At 50.7% G+C, this 17,794-nt stretch carries 15 protein-coding genes; 6 read left to right on the forward strand and 9 right to left on the reverse strand.

The features are described 5' to 3' along the window. Positions 1 to 606: 606 nt before the first annotated feature. From BM123_RS20095 to BM123_RS20105, 3 genes are all read right to left on the reverse strand, one after another. A complete protein-coding gene (locus tag BM123_RS20095; protein WP_090172267.1) occupies positions 607 to 1,110 on the reverse strand; it encodes a hypothetical protein in 504 nt (167 codons plus the stop codon). Between the two features lie 635 nt (positions 1,111 to 1,745). Further along, positions 1,746 to 5,480, reverse strand: coding sequence for a zinc-dependent metalloprotease family protein (locus BM123_RS20100; protein WP_090172269.1), 3,735 nt, complete (start codon positions 5,478 to 5,480; stop codon positions 1,746 to 1,748). 213 nt (positions 5,481 to 5,693) lie between these two features. Continuing rightward, the gene (locus BM123_RS20105; RefSeq protein ID WP_139211989.1) at positions 5,694 to 6,233 is read right to left on the reverse strand and encodes a hypothetical protein; all 540 of its coding nucleotides are present in this window, start codon (positions 6,231 to 6,233) and stop codon (positions 5,694 to 5,696) included. A gap of 212 nt (positions 6,234 to 6,445) precedes the next feature. On the opposite strand from BM123_RS20105, the gene BM123_RS20110 reads away from it, so the two are divergent. The 4 genes from BM123_RS20110 (at position 6,446) to BM123_RS20125 (ending at position 10,127) form a co-directional block, all read left to right on the forward strand. Continuing rightward, entirely contained in the window at positions 6,446 to 7,879 is a 1,434-nt protein-coding gene (locus tag BM123_RS20110) for an alpha/beta hydrolase family protein (protein ID WP_139211990.1), read from the forward strand. A gap of 17 nt (positions 7,880 to 7,896) precedes the next feature. Next, positions 7,897 to 8,340, forward strand: a complete 444-nt coding sequence (locus BM123_RS20115) for a GNAT family N-acetyltransferase (RefSeq protein WP_090172274.1) — start codon at positions 7,897 to 7,899, stop codon at positions 8,338 to 8,340. A 79-nt stretch (positions 8,341 to 8,419) separates the two neighbouring features. Further along, a complete protein-coding gene (locus tag BM123_RS20120) occupies positions 8,420 to 9,430 on the forward strand; it encodes a DUF4198 domain-containing protein (protein ID WP_090172277.1) in 1,011 nt (336 codons plus the stop codon). Positions 9,431 to 9,434: 4 nt separating this feature from the next. Then, positions 9,435 to 10,127 carry a HupE/UreJ family protein gene (locus BM123_RS20125; protein WP_090172279.1) on the forward strand — a complete coding sequence of 231 codons (693 nt, stop codon included), beginning with the start codon at positions 9,435 to 9,437 and terminating at the stop codon, positions 10,125 to 10,127. A 100-nt stretch (positions 10,128 to 10,227) separates the two neighbouring features. Here the strand turns inward: BM123_RS20125 and BM123_RS20130 are convergent, their stop codons facing one another. After that, positions 10,228 to 11,223, reverse strand: coding sequence for a polyprenyl synthetase family protein (locus tag BM123_RS20130; protein ID WP_090172281.1), 996 nt, complete (start codon positions 11,221 to 11,223; stop codon positions 10,228 to 10,230). A gap of 142 nt (positions 11,224 to 11,365) precedes the next feature. Between BM123_RS20130 and BM123_RS20135 the strand changes: the two genes are divergently transcribed. Next, a complete protein-coding gene (locus BM123_RS20135; RefSeq protein WP_090172284.1) occupies positions 11,366 to 12,352 on the forward strand; it encodes a YpdA family putative bacillithiol disulfide reductase in 987 nt (328 codons plus the stop codon). Between the two features lie 241 nt (positions 12,353 to 12,593). Here BM123_RS20135 and rpsT read toward each other — a convergent pair whose 3' ends face one another. The 5 genes from rpsT to BM123_RS20160 form a co-directional block, all read right to left on the reverse strand. Further along, entirely contained in the window at positions 12,594 to 12,848 is a 255-nt protein-coding gene (gene rpsT, locus BM123_RS20140) for a 30S ribosomal protein S20 (protein WP_090172285.1), read from the reverse strand. Positions 12,849 to 12,950: 102 nt separating this feature from the next. Further along, entirely contained in the window at positions 12,951 to 13,907 is a 957-nt protein-coding gene (locus BM123_RS20145; RefSeq protein ID WP_090172287.1) for an electron transfer flavoprotein subunit alpha/FixB family protein, read from the reverse strand. Between the two features lie 66 nt (positions 13,908 to 13,973). Beyond that, on the reverse strand, positions 13,974 to 14,714 hold the full coding sequence (locus BM123_RS20150) for an electron transfer flavoprotein subunit beta/FixA family protein (RefSeq protein ID WP_090172289.1): 741 nt from the start codon (positions 14,712 to 14,714) through the stop codon (positions 13,974 to 13,976). 247 nt (positions 14,715 to 14,961) lie between these two features. Continuing rightward, positions 14,962 to 15,192 carry a hypothetical protein gene (locus BM123_RS20155; RefSeq protein ID WP_090172291.1) on the reverse strand — a complete coding sequence of 77 codons (231 nt, stop codon included), beginning with the start codon at positions 15,190 to 15,192 and terminating at the stop codon, positions 14,962 to 14,964. 219 nt (positions 15,193 to 15,411) lie between these two features. Further along, positions 15,412 to 16,626 (reverse strand): hypothetical protein, encoded by a 1,215-nt coding sequence (locus tag BM123_RS20160; RefSeq protein WP_139211991.1) that lies wholly within the window; start codon positions 16,624 to 16,626, stop codon positions 15,412 to 15,414. A gap of 226 nt (positions 16,627 to 16,852) precedes the next feature. On the opposite strand from BM123_RS20160, the gene BM123_RS20165 reads away from it, so the two are divergent. Continuing rightward, positions 16,853 to 17,677 carry a universal stress protein gene (locus BM123_RS20165; protein WP_090172296.1) on the forward strand — a complete coding sequence of 275 codons (825 nt, stop codon included), beginning with the start codon at positions 16,853 to 16,855 and terminating at the stop codon, positions 17,675 to 17,677. Positions 17,678 to 17,794 lie beyond the last annotated feature (117 nt).

Below are 17,794 nucleotides of genomic sequence, written 5' to 3' on the forward strand. Positions count from 1 at the left end.
CACACAGCAGCATCGGTTATAAATCGCCCGTAAACTATGAAAATCTAAATCAGAATTTCTACTTTAGAGTGGTTGCGGCTTAGGGGAAGCGTACAGTGGCTCATTTTCCATGGATTTTAGCACCCCGAAGATGCTAAACCCCGCTGTCTTTTTTTCGCTGGAAATTTGGGACAGATCGCAATTGCGCCCCTTTTAAAGTTAACCTTGTAAGGTTATACTATATTATTCATCTCTATGTTGGATGTTTTCAAAGCTACACTACCGTTGTTTAATAAGAACAATCGTCACCTCCATTACAGCTGCAAAACTCCTCAGCACAGAAAGACCTTCTGCAATCATACCACTCTGCTTCATTGCCAAGGAGCATGTCATCAAGTTCTGCACCACAGTTATCATAACACTCTGCTTGGGCAAAATAATTCGAAATTTGAGTACAGCCACTACTGCAAGTACTAAACTGTAAATAAGCATCTAAGTTAGCAGAGAGCTCAGTTAAATCACAATCTAAATTACAGATTCGAAATTCAGTAATGCATTCCGATTTTGCTTGGAAAGCTATTGTTATTGTTAGTAACAAGGTTAAGATAACCTTTACTGTTTTGGGAGTTAATCTATGCATCTTTGCGATTCATTTTTGAATGATGAAAAAATCTCGCTTTGAGGTACCTCAGGATAAGCTTTACTAAAATTAACTAATGCTGTAGCTAGATTTTTTTTGGTACTCCTGCTTTGAGCAAAAGCACCCTCCAAAGCTTTTTTGTATTCTAAAGACCTAGGGCTTAAAAATTTTGCGTATAGCTCTTCTTGGGTTTGTTTCTTAAAATCGTAACTAGACGATTTTTTAAAATCCCTTAACTGCTGATGTTCTTTTTTGAAGGTACTTCTTTCATCTTTTGTAAACTTACTTAAAGGATGGTCAGCATCTTTAAATATGCTTTTTCTGTCATTTTTGTCTGAAACGAGACTAGCGCAATATGCTTCTAACAAATTAGAGTATTCCAAACTCTCATTGTAGTTGCTTATAGTAGCGATAGAAGTTTGATCATTTTCTGAACAACCCTGGATCACTATTAGTGTACCTACTAATAAAGTAATAATAATTAATCTCATGATTTTGTTTTTTACAGGTTGAAAATATTTATAGCTAAGGTGGATGATTCAGAATGGATAGAATTATCTGAAAATAAATGTTTACTCAATTCAGGAATTTTGATTGTATTCTAAGTGAAACGCCGGAGCTATAATAAAACCACTTTGAATTAAGCAAACATAAGTGTAATAATACTTTACATGAAAAAATACTTTTCATTCCTTGGCGGAAGTAGTTTGAAAAGCGCATGATTTTTTTCTTAATCAGGAAAGACAAATTCTTTAGGGATAGATAGTTGCTATCTCGCATCTTTCGCCATAGTGTTGTGACAGAAATACGAAGTTCATTAGCAATCTGTTTTCTCGTTTTAGGCACTACTTCAGGTTCTAGTCAGACAGGAAGACATTACTAATTTACGCTTTACCTATATACAAAACAAGTAAATGGATATTAAAATCTGTTTATTGAACTAGACTTTACGCTGAACACTATCGGTGATAGTGTTTCACACTGCCCCTTCCCCTCCCCTATTCAGCACCACTTTCCCTTTTCTTTTCACACGCTCGTCTGCTAAAGTTGAAAGTTGGTGAGTTACAAATTCTTATCACCCTATATCCAGTCTACCGCCTGCAACACTACCGTTTGCCAGGGTGCTTTACCGCTTGACCACCCGCACGGTTCGCAGGTAATCTTGTTCATCCGCAACAACCAGCTGGTAGACGCCGGCGGGTAGCCCCCTTAAGTTTACCGTCGCTTGGTTGCCGGGAAGCTTGCCATCACGGATCACTTGCCCTAATGGGCTGAACAGGCGATAGTTGAGCTCCTCAGGAGCGTCCTCTCCGGCTCTGATGTCAATGAGCCCCGTCGTCGGGTTAGGGAATACGAACACTTCAGCTCCTCCGTAGGTGAAGGTTACCGTACGGATAATGGAGTAAGCGTAGTTCCCGTCTTCATCCTCCTGCCGGAGACGATAATAGTAGGTGTTGCCATCCCTTACCGAAAGGTCTGTGTAACGGTAATTGGCCTCGCGATCTTCACTGGTTCGCTCCAGATACCCGATTGACTGCCACTCGGGTTGCCCATCGCTTCTCCGTTCAATGACGAAGCCCGCATGGGATTCATCCTGCAAGACCTGCCAGTTGAGTTCCGCCGACTTGTCCAGAGCTTCTGCTGTAAACGACAGCCACTGGACGGGTAGCGCAGTAACGAAGGTGAAATCATAATTACAACTAATGGCTCCGTTGTCAGCCTCAACGGCAATGCTGAACTCGTCTCCGTCATTGATCGGTCCCCCCAGGGTAAGGTCTATTCCGGGTGGGCTTACGCCCACAATACCGGTGCCTCCGGTGGGAAAAGTTACGATTGCCATGTAGGAGCTCGCCCCGGGAACGCCACTGAACCTAAGGGGAATTACACCGCTTCCGTCGGGGTTGATGACTAGCTCTCCTTCATGCACCGGGCTGGTAATATCGACACCGTCCTCCTGGATAAGTAAACTAAGATCAATCGTCTCTGTCGCCGTGCCATCATCAGCTTCAATAGTAATCGTGTAGTTGCCCGGAGCCAGGTTCTCCTCTCCGTCAAGTGTGATAAGGGTGGATTGCCCGTCGCTCAAAGTAGTAGAAGTCAGATTTACGGTTAAACCTGGAATAACGGTGGTGACCGTGAGGTCAGCAGGCCCGGTCAGGTCCCCATCCGTAAAGGTGACGACGTAGTTACCTTCTGTTTCCCGCGTTTCACATGTACTGACTTCAGTGTCAGAACTGCTCAGGGAGGTGCCGCTGGCTACGGTTTCTCCCAGGATGACACTAATCGGGCAAGACTCTAACCCCGTATTCGTTCGTACAAAAAAGGTAACTAAAAGCCCATCTGGTTGCATCCCGAATAAAAGAGTTGTGTTGGTGGTGTTACCTAATGCGATCGTACTGCCGCCGGGTAAAACCACGGTGTAGCTACTGGCTCCGGGAACGGGATCAAAAGCCAGCGGTACATTGCTGTTGCCACTGCCATCGTCAGGAATGACCTGACCATCCGTAGGTTGAGTAATGCCAAAATCTCCTTCGACCTCAAGGCTCATTGGAACCGTCTTTGGAGTGCCACCATCTTCACCGGAAATTTCAAAATTATAGGTGCCTTCGGCCAGGCTGCTAACACCACTCAGTGAAATGTCAACCAACTGGCTAACGCTGCCACCGGCCGTAAAAGAGACGGTCGCAGGTGTGATGGTTGCCGTTACGCCAGCCGGCAGCCCCGTTGCCGTAAGGTTGATGGTCCCCACATAACCCTGCAGGGCTTCTACTTCAATCTGGTAGCCCGTTAAGGGGTCTCCACCCGAGCAGGTGCTTCCGCTCGTACTTACGCCGGTCAGGCTAAAGTCCGTGTCCTCAATACTGAAGTCCGCATCGCTCACATCGTAGAAAATGTTTCCGTCACAGCGGACCATAATCCGGGCGTCCGTTTCGGTAGCCATTGGGGCCGTGACGGTAGCGGAACCATTGTTGGGAAATGTCCCCAGTGAGGTTGCAAAGGTGGCACCACCATCAAGAGAGAGAAGGATTTCTACCGTAGAACAATTGATCCCCGCAGCATCGTCCGTTCCCGCAACATCCCAGGTAACCGTTTCCGTTGCGCCCGATACCCAGGCTTCCCCTCCGTCAGGGGCCGTTACTTTATACTGCTCACCGGTGTTTACGACCGTTATATCTACTTGATCCTGAACGGTGCAGCCGTAGCCTCCGGGCGCGCCAATATCCCGCACCGTAACAATGAAGGTCATGTCACGGGCTACCCGTGGTAACACCTCCCAGGGAGCGCCTCCTCCGGCAACAACGGCCGGCAGATTAGGGAAGTACCGCTCTGAAGCAGTAGTTGGGGGAAGTGATCGAAACAGGGGGCTGCCCGTTTCGAAGCCTGTTGGCATACCGGCCACTATGCTGCCAAGGTCGAATTGCTCCCAGCAGTAAGTCAGCGCATCTCCGTCTCCGTCCATTCCCACGGCATCCAGTACGAAAGGTGTGTTGGTCGGGATGCTGTAAGCGCTGCCCTCCGCAACCACCGTTGGTTCAGTATTGGCCGTTGAGGTTATGTCCGCGCAGCTGGCACCGCCACCAAGCTCCATATAAGCGGAAATCTGCTGTATGGAGGCCGCATGATAATAAGGATCGCTGTTGAGCTGAATGTTAGCGATTGGGCCACATATTCCGGCGTATGCCTGTATCGTAGTACCTCCACCTGGCTCATAGGCCGTGTTGGCACTACGTTGCGAACAATTAACCTCCGTGGAATTGAAGGTGTGGGTGCCACCAAACTGGTGGCCAATCTCGTGCGCAACGTAGTCGATGTAAAAAGGATCTCCAACGGGGTTGGGTAAGCCCGTTACACCACGGGCTTTTACACTGTTATTACAGGGGCTGCCAAGCGTGGCTACACCGCCGCCGCCAGTGCTGAAGACATGACCAATATCATAGTTGGAAGTGCCAATAACGTTATCCGTGGTCGTCTGGTTTTCACCCAGTAAGGCCAGACCACTGAAGTCACTGTAGGGATCGGCCAGCGTGTCGCCTCCGAATACCAGCTGTACACCGTCATTCACCGTGGGCAGGTTAATGATATTGAGCTGAATGGCCAGGTCCAGTTTGAAAACCTGATTTACCCGGTTAATGGCCGTCATCATCTCGGCAATCACGTCCGCCTGGTTAGCAGCCGTCGGGGTGTCATCGGTTGTTATCCCCGCAATTTGATTGAAGTAGTTGGCCGTGCAGGCCAGTGCAAGGTCGTATTCCTGTAGCTGACAATTGCCCACTCGCTTCGGCTCCGCCGAAAATTGCGCGAGTTCTTCGAGTACTTCCTGATCAGGCTGAAAATCACAGCCATGGCCTTCAGCAGAATTAGGCACGTTAGCGGTGAAAAAGCTCTGGTAAAGATCCGTTCGCCCCCGGTAAAGAGGTTCCACATACCACCGGCCTTCCCTTCCGCCCACAACGCTGGCACTGAAGCCCTGCGACGTCCAGTTAAGCGAAACTCTCCGCTGAGGGACGTCTACGTCCCAGCCTTCCAAAGTAACAAAGCCCGGATACATCCGCTGCAACTCGTCGGTGATCATCTGGTACCGGAAAATCCGGAAGGTGGCTAAGGCGCCATCCGGGCCGGGGAGCGTGAGCAACACTTCGTTGTCGCCGGTTGCTGCTACCTGCTTCGGAGCCTTCAAAAGAGCTTTGGCAAAAGCAGCAGGAGAATCAAGCTGAAAGTAGTCCGCGATGGTCGGGTGAATCAAGCGTTCAAACTGATCAGCCTCTTTGACCAATGGCTGGTAGGGCTGAAAGGGAGCAAGCTGGGCCAGTAGACTAAAACTGGAAAAAAGAAGAAGGCAGCAAAGTGTAAGCGTTCGCATGAGATAGTTTGAAGTAGTTTATATCATGAGTTTAAGGGCTACAAAGTACAAAACCCCTGACTTGTTGACTCTACAGGCTGATTATCTGAACTATTTTGGGGGTAATAGGATGGGCTGAAATCTCACTATCTTGTTCTGTTTGTGGGTTGGTGACCGGAAAACCGCCAATAAACCACTTCCCAATTTGCTTATTTATGCCGCCGGGATAGGGCTTTATCGAAAGCGCAATGCCAGCTGTCGGCCTTCAATGGTTGCCGGGGCCTCCCGGAATAGTAATACGACGAATGCCATGCCGCTTCCCTTCTTGTAAATGGCGATAAGCTGAGCGTGCCCCCGATCACTGTAGTTTCTTTTGGGCTGAAAAGTATACATCCTTGCCCAGTCGGCATTGAATATAGCCATCTCTTCCTCGCCAAAACGATGAACGGTGGTCACGGCGTCTTCCTCGTTACTGCTCAGGTTCATCACCAGGGTGGCCGCTCTCATGTGGGGCATCTGGTAATAGGCATCCGTTTCTGACTCCGGTGTAAGGTGATAACGAATTTCCAGCTTTTCGCGCTTACTGTAAACGGTTAGCTGATCCTGGTGATAATAGTTCTTAACGTTAGGCCGCAGCTGAAAATCGGCATCCAGCGGATGATTGATCCGCACGTCCATACTGTCCAGTAAAACGGCAAATTCAGGCGTTACGGGAATTTGGGCGCAGACGCAGGTGCAGAGTAAAAGACAGAAAGCAAGGAGGGGCATTCGCATATAGCTTGGTTTAGGTCGCGGAGCGGTGAGAACATTGAGTAAACCGGAACGGTCATGGGGCTTAAGTCCTGAAGGGGAAGGGCAGCGTAAACCCTGCGGGCGCAGACCCGATAGGTTTTACTGTCCTTATTTCACGGAAATAAACGGGGGAATCTATGCAAAAGACTATTATTAAAGATAAACCTAAAATCTCGTTTCTTACTTTCACCCTTATGAAAAGAATTATAGCTCTGCTTTTTTTGTCGATGTCGCTTACCCTGACCGCTCAGGAGATTGTCCGGGTGCAACAACAGGCCAATACACAAGCCTTTATTCTTAACCTGGTGTCACCCATTCAGGTAGAGTATGACGTCCTCAACTACAAAGTTGTCTACACTACTACGGATGCTTTTGGCCAGTTGGATACGGCCAGCGGGCTATTGTCCATTCCGGATAACAACGATTTTATCTTCCCCATGGCTGTTTACAACCACGGCACGGTTGGTGAACGGGACGCTGTCCCTAGTGCGCCTGGTGTGAACGAACGTTTTTTGCCACAGGGGCTGGCGGCCAGTGGCTTTATTACGCTTTCACCTGATTACCTCGGTCTGGGAGAAAGTGACGGCATTCACCCCTACGTGCACGCAGCAACGGAAGCCAGTGCGGGTAGAGATATGCTCCTGGCGGTTAGGTCCTGGCTGGAAGAGCAGGAAATTCCACAGAATGGCCAATTATTTCTCACGGGCTACAGTCAGGGAGGCCACGCCACCCAGGCCCTTCACCGTGACCTGCAGCGGAACCCAGGGCAGGACGAACTGACGGTAACGGCGGCCACCCACCTCTCCGGACCATACAGCATCTCCGAGGTAATGTTGAGTACGCTGTTCGCCGAGGGGCAGGCCACCCTGCCTGGATATATTGCCTATACCTACATCGCCTATAATTCCATATATGGACTGTTTAACGATCTGGGAGATGCCTTTGTGGAACCCTACCTTACCCCCATTCGCCAATTCTCTGCAGAAGAGCTTTCACTGGCTCAATTCAATGCCGAACTGGAGCGGCTACTCGGGGAAAATAATGCCATGCTGGGGAACATCTTCCAGGATTCTATCCTGCAGGTGCTGGCGGATCGGGACACGAGCTCGGCCATCATCCAGGCGCTGATCGATAATGATACCTATGACTGGGCACCGGAGGCCCCTACCGTTATTTTCTATTGCACAGAAGACGAGCAAGTACCCTTCCGGAATTCTATACTGGCCGATTCCGTGATGCGCGCCAACGGAAGTACTTCCGTACTCCTGGAAACGGGAGGCCCTCAGAACCACGGAGGTTGTGTCGTGCCAGCAGTTACCCGGACTATCGAATTGTTTAAGTCCCTGGTTGATGTTCAGGCGGTCAGCCTGGGCGAAGTAGCGGACCGGAGAGATATTCTTTTATCCCCTAACCCCGTTAACGCCGGCGGCGAGCTCCGTCTCCGCGGGATGGCCAATGCTAACCACGATTATGTACTGTATGATGCCAGTGGCCGGGCCTTGTTCCGCGGACAAACATCTCCGGACGGTAGCCTCTCCCTGCCCGAATCTACGCCCCGGGGATGGCTTGTCCTGAGGGTTGGCCTGCCGGATGGTCAATCTCTTGTCCGTCGCCTCCTGGTTCGTTAATTTTTAAAGTAAAACTTATGTCCATTTCTATCCGTCCCGCTAAATTGGAAGACGTACCCGCACTGCATAGCCTGGTGGCGGAACTTGCCGCCTACGTTGGCGAATCAGATAAGTTTACGGCTACGATCGATGCTTATGAGAAAGATTTCAAAGCCGACTTTTATCGGGCGCTCGTAGCAGAAGATGAGGGAACAGTCATCGGTATGGCACTCTATTATTTTTCTTACTCCACTTGGAAAGGACGGATGATTTACCTCGAAGATTTTGTGCTGCAACCGGCCTATCGTCGAAAAGGGATTGGGCAACAACTCTGGGATGGGCTCAAACAGGTCGGTCGGGAAACCGGTTGTAAATTATTAAAGTGGCAGGTCGTTAACACGAATAAGGAGGCCATGAAGTTTTATGATGCTCAGGAAGCGATCATGGAAGATACCTGGCTGAACGGGAAGTTGTTCCTCTGAAACTGACTGGGTAAACCAGTACGGTCTTCTTTACGTAGGTGTAATCTCAATCATTTAAGTTTACCCTGCACTACCCATTATGAGAAGACTACTTAGCCTGCTGATCGCTGTTGTACTCCTCAGCAGTCACGATATGTACCTGAAACTGGATTCGTACTTTCTGGACGCTGATCGCCCCGCAACCATTAAACTGTTTAACGGAACTATTGAGAATAGCGAGAATTCGATCGACCGCAACCGGATGATTGACGTAAGCCTCGTGGGTAACGGAGAGCGAATCCACCCGGATACTACCCAATGGAGCGAGCGGGAAAACATGACTTTACTCAGCTTCAATACAGGAGCACCCGCGACCTGGGTGGCGGGTGTATCCACAAAGTCCCGTGATTTTGCCATGGATGCCGGAGCGTTCAACGATTACCTCGAACACGGTGGAATACTGGATGTACTTAGTTGGCGGAAGGAAAACAATGCCCTCGATCAGGATGCCGTAGAGAGATATTCCAAGCACGTGAAGACTATTTTTCAGGTAGGAGATAAAAAGACGAAAGACTGGCAAACGGAACTTGGCTACCCCATTGAATTTATTCCTTTGGTGAACCCCTATGACCTTCACCCCGGAGATATATTCAGGGTCAAGCTTTTATGGCAAGGAGAACCCTTGGGCCATCAACTGGTAAGCGTAGATTCCAGAAACGCGCATGACCATGCCGATAGCCATACGCATGCTGAAGGCGGAGACCATAACCACGCTTCAACGGAAGGGGAGGGACATCAGCATACCGCAAATCTGGTGCGAACAAATGCTGAAGGCGAACTTATTCTCCCCATGGCCAATGAGGGAGTCTGGTACCTGCACACCATTCATCTCGCAGAATCCAGTGAGCCGGGCCTTACCCACGAATCAAATTGGGCAACACTCACTTTTGAGATTGGGCATAGCCACGGAGAGGGCACGCATATTCACGGGGAAGGAGATGAGCACAGCCATTCTCATGGCGAAGAGGCGGGGGTTCCTTCTTACTTCTTTTGGGGTGGTAGCTTAGTGCTGCTCGCCGGATTGTTCTTTTTCTTTAACCGGAAGTCATAAAGGGATGGGAAAATTGAAAATCCAACTCCCTCTTGGCCTGCTGTTCGTTCTCCTGCCAGCCCTGCTCGCTGCCCACGGAGTGAGTTCCGCCGATCAGGAAACCCTGAGTAATGGTGGATTGCTGGCCTATATTCTGGTTGGAGCCAGGCACATGATAACGGGCTATGATCACCTGCTCTTTCTGGCCGGTGTCATCTTTTACCTGAGTGGCTTCAGGGATATTGTCCGTTTCATTACGATTTTTACCATCGGACACAGCATCACCCTGGTTGGAGCGACTTCCCTGGGCATCAAAGCGGATGAACACCTGATTGACGCTGTCATCGCGCTAAGTGTACTCTATAAAGGATTTGAAAACCTGGGAGGCTTTGAAAAACTCAAGCTGAAATCCCCCGATTTGCTGCTGATGGTCTTTTTTTTCGGACTCATTCATGGCTTCGGGCTCTCTACCCGGCTTCAATCATTCGACATAGGGGGCAATCAGTTTCTGGCGAAGATCGTCTCCTTTAATCTTGGGGTGGAACTAGGGCAGATTGCTGCGCTCATTCCCATTGTTTTTATCATCACCAGATGGCAAAAAGCGAAGAGCTACGATGCTTTCTACCGGTCAGTTAACGTCTACCTGATTATTGCCGGTGTCGGGCTGTTTTTTTACCAGATGTACGGATATTTTAACGGGGGCATTAGTGCAGTGTAACAAAAGTATTCGGCTACTCCCAGATCCCCTGAGCCAGGGGGAGGAAGGGGCCTCTTTTAAGACATTTCAAAACTGAAGTTATACTGCGCTGGCGGGCAGATCAGCTTTCCCGTTGCAGCAAACTCTCCGCCAGTGCTCGCAGTACCGCTTTTACCCCGGGGTCTCCACCGGCAGCATCGAGGTGGGCGTAGGCATCCGCCTGGTATTGGTCGCGTAGCTCCGCTACGGCCTGCGGAATTCCCGCCCGGGCCATCATGTCGGTAACGCGGATGACCTTGTTCGCGGGGTCAGCAGGGCTGTCAGCAAACCAGGCATTCAGCTCGTCCTTGTCTTCTTTACCGAGGAGTTCCAGCGCTTTCAGGAACAGGAAGGTTTTCTTGTTGCGGATGATGTCGTTCCCCGTCCGTTTGCCGGTTACTTTGCTGTCTCCGAAGGTGTCCAGAAGGTCATCCTGTAGTTGAAAGGCGAGTCCGGTGAGTCGGCCGAAGGCATAGAGATGGTCGGCGTCCTCCTTCTTTGCACCTGCGGCGAGCGCCCCTAATTCCAAAGCTCCGCCCAGCAAAACGGCCGTTTTCAGCTCAATCATTTTCAGGTACTCCCCGATGGTGACGTCCTGGCGGGCTTCGAAATCCACATCGTACTGCTGCCCTTCACAGACTCCCGTCGCGACCCGGTTGAATGTACAGAGCATTTCCGGCAGGGCAGCTTTGTTGGGGCATTCGCAGAGGTACTGGTAGGCCTGAATGAGCATGAGGTCTCCGCTAAGAATCCCCGTATTGATGTCCCATTTTTCGTGAACGGTCATTTGCCCGCGCCGCAGGGGGCTGTCGTCCATGATGTCATCATGCAGCAAAGTAAAGTTGTGAAAAACCTCCACCGCCAGCGCTACCGGCATACTTTTGTTCAGGTCTTCATCACCAAACATTCTGGCGGCAAGCAGAGCGACCAGCGGGCGGACCCGTTTGCCACCAAGATCAAGAATGTAGTCGATGGGGGCATAAAGGCCACGAGGTTCCCGATCCGAAAAAGTAGCGGCGAGACGGTCGAGGAACTGACGACGTAAATCATCAATCATGGAAGGGTAGGGGCTGGACATAGCGCAAAAGTACGATCCAGAACGGAGGCGCAAAAGCAAACAATTCGGCCCCGGAAATGTCTTTTGAGAAAGGCGGGAAAATGAGTTGTACTGACAAGTCTGCCCGCCCAATTTTTCCCGCACCTTTCTGCCAATTGATTCTATGACCTCTCCAGCTTACGACCTGATAATTATTGGCGGTGGCCCTTCGGGCCTCAACGCCGGGGTAAGTGCCCGGAAAGCCGGTTTGCGATACCTCATCCTTGAAAAAGGAGTGATCGTGAACAGCCTCTTTAATTTTCCGACCAACATGACTTTTTTCAGCACTTCACTGAAGCTGGAAATTCATGACATCCCCTTCATCAGCCACGGAGATAAACCAACGCGCTCCGAAGCATTGGAATATTATCGCCGGATTGTGCAATCTCAGGACCTGAAGCTACACCTCTACGAAGAGGTAGTTGGGATGTCGCCACAAACGGGAGGAGCGTACAGGGTTAAGACCAACCGTGGAGTGTACGACACCCTTGCGGTCTGCGTTGCCACGGGCTTTTATGATACACCGCGCTGGCTTGACGTGCCGGGGGAAGAACTGCCCAAAGTAAAGCACTATTATAACGACCCGCACGCATACATCGATCAGGATGTGCTGGTCATCGGAGCAGCCAACAGTGCCTGCGATGCAGCGCTGGAGTGCTGGCGTAAAGGGGCCAGGGTAACGATGGCTGTCCGCAGCGACCGTATTAATGATCGTGTCAAGTACTGGATTAAGCCAGACATCGAAAACCGGATAAAAGAGGGAAGTATTCCTGCCTACTTCGGCACTACGGTGACCGCTATTCGTGAAAACGAGGTAGACCTGCAAACGCCCGAAGGCCCCCTTACACTACCTAATGATTTTGTGTTGGCCATGACCGGCTATCAACCCAGCTACGACCTCTTTGAACGGCTGGGAATTCCCGTTGGCGACGATGAGGCCTGCCAGCCTATCTTCAATCCGGACACACTGGAAACCCAACTGCCAAATGTCTATATGGCCGGCGTGGCCTGCGCCGGACGGCAAACCAGTAAACTCTTTATTGAAAATACCCGGGATCACGGGGATATCATCGTGAGGAATATCTCAGAGAAGTTGGGCATAGAATCCTGATGGCCGTCGGCCGACTCGGGGCTCCGTGACGTTTACTGTATGGTGAAACGCCAGAGCCTGCCGTAATAAATGTGCCTCAAGGTGGAACACAGATGAGCAGGCTGTAAACCTGTAATTACTAAATTAGAGAAGGGTCGGAAAATGATGGCAGCGGTCTGATCGACCTGCCTTCCCGCACACACAAAAACCCCTTCTCCGCGCAGCGGAGAAGGGGTTTAATTTTCAAAACCCTAAAGGGATACTATCCGAGGGTCTTAACAAACTGGGCCAGACCAGACTTCAGGTTGGCAGCTTTGTTGCTGTGGAAGAGGTTGCGCTTGGCCAGACGGTCAATCATGCTGAACAGTGCAGGGAGCTGCTTTTCAGCTTCCGCTTTGTCTTCCAGTGAACGCAGACGAGCAATTGCCGAACGCGTAGATTTTTTGTAGTAGCGGTTGTGGAGACGCTTCTTTGCATCCTGACGAATCCGCTTCTGTGCTGACTTATGATGTGCCATTTGTACTGTATTTTTTATTCAGGGTTCTGAATTGGTCCGCAAAGGTAAGGGTTTTCCGGGAAGTGGGAAAGCTTTTTCTTTACGATTACGTCCTTTTTAGTTTTACCCTGCTTTATGTGCCTTGATCGCTTCGGTCAATCGGGGCAATACATCAAACAGATCAGCGACCACTCCGTAGTCCGCTGCCTTGAAGAAAGGAGCCTCCGGATCTTTATTAATTACCACGATAGTCTTTGAGCTGTTGACACCGGCCAGATGCTGAATGGCACCGCTGATCCCCGCAGCGATGTACAGGTTAGGACGAATGGCAACACCGGTCTGTCCGACGTGCTCGTGGTGAGGGCGCCAACCTACGTCAGCTACCGGGCGGCTACAGGCCGTTGTGGCGCCCAGGGCGTCAGCAAGGTCCTGAATAACGCCCCAGTTCTCGGGGCCCTTGAGGCCACGGCCTCCGGAGACTACCAGTTCGGCTTCGGGAAGTGGCGTGATGCCTTCGGCGCGCTTGGTTTCCAATACTTTGGTTTTGGCGGCGGGCAGGTCAACACTGATGCTCTCCACGCTCACGGCGCTTCCGCTTTCCTCTACGGGGATGGAATTGCCGGAGAGGCTGATGACTTTATAGTCCGTGTTGATGCTTACGTCAGCAATGGCCTTTCCGGAGAAAACGGATTTCCGGACGGAGAAGCCTCCGTCAGTAGACGGGATGGCGTTAGCACCGGGAACGGAGCCGGCATCGAGCCGGGCGGCCAGGCGGCCAACCAGGTTCTTACCCGTGCTGTTGTGCAGCAGGATGATCACCTTCGCGCCCAGCTGCCGGGCAGCACCGGCGATGGCAGCGGTATAAACGCTACCGTCAAAAGTTGCCAGCTCTGGAGCAGACAGATTGTATACTTTGGAGGCACCGAAGCGGCCGAGGTCGCCAGCGTCCGTCACGTCGCCGAGGGTGAGCGCAACGCACTCCGTGCCCAGAGCAGCCGCTGTTTTAGCACCGTAAGTGACCACCTCATGAGCGGCCTTTTTGAACTTTCCGTTAGTCGCTTCCGCGAATACGAGTACCATAGTTCTATATTTTGGAGCCAGTTTGTAAAACCGGCTGATTCTTTAAATAATGCGGGATACGGATGCTTAGATGACCTTCGCTTCCTCGTGCAATAACCTGACGAGCTCTTCCATGTTTTCCGGATCAATGAGCTTGACGGCCGTCTTGGCGGGTGGGAGTTCGTAGCTTTTGACACTGGTAGTTGCGGCTGCGTCTTCGGCAGCGACGACGTTGAGTGGCTTACGCTTAGCCATCATAATGCCGCGCATGTTAGGAATACGCTGTTCGGCCATTCCCTTTGCTGCGCTGATGGCGAAGGGAGTACTTACCTCAACGATTTCTATACCACCTTCAATGTCGCGGGTGACCGTAGCGGTAGTACCGTTCATCTCCAGGTGGCTGGCTTCCCCGACGTAGGCCACGTCAAGCAACTCCGCAACCATGGCGCCAACCTCAGAACCATTATAATCGATGGTTTCTTTGCCGAACCAGATAATGTCGTAGCCGCCAGCTTTGGCCTGAGCTGCAATCTGCTTGGCAATAAAGAGGCTGCCACCTCCGGTAGCATCTACACGGATGGCATCGTCCGCCCCGATAGCGAGGCCTTTACGGATGACGGCGTCATTGTCCGCAGGGCCAACATTAAGGATGGTTACGCTACCCCCCGCTGCTTCTTTGAGCTCGAGGGCACGCACCAGGGCGTACCACTCGTCGTAAGGGTTCATGATGTAGTTTACACCACTGTAATCCAGGTCGGAGTGGTCTCCGTTGAGCTGGATTTTTGTCGTAGTCTCAGGCGTCTTGCTGACGCAGACAAGCATTTTCATAGGCTTGGATTAGATCGAGTTCAGTTGTTTGTTTGCCAGTAGCAAACAAGAAGGCGCGGACGCAGGTGCAAGGGGGAGCTTGAAAAAGCAGTGGAAGTCATTAGCAACGACTTGCTCTGCCCTGCTGCCCGGAAAAATTACTTTGCACCTGCGGCTGCGCCCGCAAATATACAGAGGTCCGAAAGCCTCTGGAAATTAATTAGCGAATTTTCGCTAAAGGATTCGTTTTTATGACGCTCGGCTGAAATCAGGCGCGGTCATCCTGCTGTAATCTTTGCTCGTAGGTCCGCAGACGCATAGCATGATTTTCTGCCACGGCATTCAGTACTTTCAACTCTTCGGCCAGTTCTTCCTGCCTGGAGGAATCCTCCCGGAACACCCGGCGCTTTCGGTTGATATCCAAGATAGACTGTACCGTTTGGTTCAGGGCCATTTTGGTTTTCAGATAGCGATACTTCAGGTTTCTAGCAGGACTCATAAGCTCTTAGGTAATTGGTGGGTAAAACAATCAAAAACAGGACGATGTAATTTATCGAATTATTGCCGTTTAAACAAAGAAATTTAAACTAAATCCAGCATAATATTTCTTACATTCCTGTATGCCCAAAGAACCTCCTGACAATCGAAAAGGTTGGCACTTATCCTATTAAATGTCAAAAAAATGACTGTTTCAAAAAAGGCCTGCTTTCGCCCGGAATTATTGGCGGAAAGGGTTCCGTGCAGTCCATTCCGGAGCTTTGTAAACGGCTGAAGTGAAGAAGGGAATGAGCCAATTGATCAGGCGGGGTCGTGCCATGATCAGGCAGGCGTAATCAACTGCAACCGCACCGATTGAACTTTTGATTTCAAGGGCCGTACGGCCATAATCCAGTTTGTTGAATCCACCCGCAATTGCATCCTCCAGCAAGTCAAAAAGCATGTTGTGATAGAGATGATGGCTGTGTTTGTAGCTATTCTCCATGCCCAGATAGTGAGCATGCATCACGGAACCATTAGGGATGGCCGAAGTGAATCCGATCATTTCTCCTTCAGCGTTGAAATAACCGAAGAGTAAATTGTCTCCGGCCTCGGGCAATGGTGGTTCTGCCAGGGTGAACTGACCATCAGGGATCAAGGCTGCTTCCAGCGTCCACTTCTTTTTCTGGCTACGGACACGGGCCAGCCAGGGGAAATACGCTGGCGTCAGGTTAGCGGCATTAAAGTCCGCTCCTGCGCTGGTAGAACGGTATAATTCATACATCCGGTCCCGCCAGAACGCTACATCGCGTGAACTTAGCCGTCGGCGGCTAATGCCCGCAAATTTAGACCGGGCGCGCCGATATCGAACGCGATACTTACTCGTGAGGGAGGCCAGGTAATCATCCATCGTCTCCCAATTCTTCTCCAGATGGAGTTCCATGACTGGGTCAGCGGGCAGGAGGTGGAACTTTTTTGTCTGCAGCTCCTGCGTTACGGGGTCCGTAAGGGGGTAAAGGTCTTTGATTAAAACAGCAACATAGGATGGGTTGCAGGCCGTCAGCGTAGCTGCCACAGCGGGTAACAGATCAGCCGCTTCGGAGGAAGAAAGGCGGTGAAGCCCGTCCTGAGCAAATGGCCCGGAGGTGAGGAATTGCCCCAGACAAAGGACCTTAAAGGAGAACGGAGTCAGTAACCTTCTGCGGAAGTCATAGTTGGAAGTATCCCCCTTCGCCGAGTTGCTTACCTGACCCGCAGCGTTAAAATAGAAGGTCTGGGTGGTTAGTAATACCTGCCTGTCGTCCTGCTTGTTGAACAGTACAATGGCTTCGGTTTCCAGGCCTTGTGGCTGGTTAACCTGAAAGGCTAATGTTTCGGGGCTAATCCAGAAATTGTCTTCCCGCCCGGCCTCCGGCCAGGCCGTTTTCAGGTCTTCAGCAGGAGAAAAACGATGCAAGAACCAGTTTTCCTGCCCTTTTACCGGGAGGGTGTCTTCTTCCCGGTTTTTTCGAGAGTGGCAAAGTAGTGGAAGAAAGGCTGTCAGCATAATCGTTTAGACGTCTTGTCTGCTGTATGTAACGCATCGAATGAAAAATGGATGGAGATTTTGTATTAAAGTAGGTGCCCGAATGTAAATTAGTCCTCTTTCCCTGTCTATCTTGCCCCCCCCTAATGTCATCCTCATGATCAGTCGAATTCTCGTCCCCGTTGATTTCAGCACCGGCTCAACCACCGCTCTTCAATACGCTGAGTCCCTGGCAGCACACATCGGTGTTACTGAAGTTAAAGCTATCCACGTGTTTACGCCACAGACGGCCTCGGCGGACTCCCTTACTATTGCTCCCGTAGGGCAATTGATGGAGGAGCGGGATGAGCGAATGGGGAAGTACCTCGCAGCCATTACCCCCCCAAAGGGGCTCACCCGCAAAAGTGAACTTCTGCTGGGTTTTGCCGCAGACAAAATTGTTGAACACAGTCAGCAATTCGATCTCATCGTGATGGGAGCCAGCGGAGAATCGGATTTGCTCGAAGAACTTTTTGGAAGTGTGTCTTCAGCGGTATCCCAACGAGCCAACTGTCCGGTACTACTCGTTCCCGGCAAAGCTACTTTTGCTGATTTTGGCAACATCCTCTACGCGAGTAACAACCTTTCACTGAGCCGGCGGGCGGTACTGCAGTTCATGGAGTTCAACGAACTCTTCAATGGTCGTGTACACTTTGTACACGTCAATGATGAGGAAGGCCTTCACGAAGGGCAGCGGGAGCGCCTTTTCGCTCCGCTTTTCAATAATCCTGACCCGGAGTTCTCTTTTGAGATCAAGGAAGTCACGGCTGACAGTGTTCAGGAAGGACTTGTCGAGTATTTGAAAAACCATCCCATTGACATGGCCGTTATGGTCACCCGTCACCGGGGTTTCTGGCAGCGACTTTTTCACTTTAGTGAAACACGGCAAATGGTACTACACCCAACGACGCCTTTATTGATTTTACACTTGGAGGAGGAGTGATTGTAGTCTTGTCGTTCGGTAGTCTGGCAGGCTACCATCATACATTGTTGGCGTTAAGAAAATGCATTCATTGGAAGGATTGTTAGCCTATCCGGGCTAAAGCCCGGACCTGCGTTA

It is taken from the genome of Neolewinella agarilytica (assembly GCF_900110645.1).
Classification (GTDB): domain Bacteria; phylum Bacteroidota; class Bacteroidia; order Chitinophagales; family Saprospiraceae; genus Neolewinella; species Neolewinella agarilytica.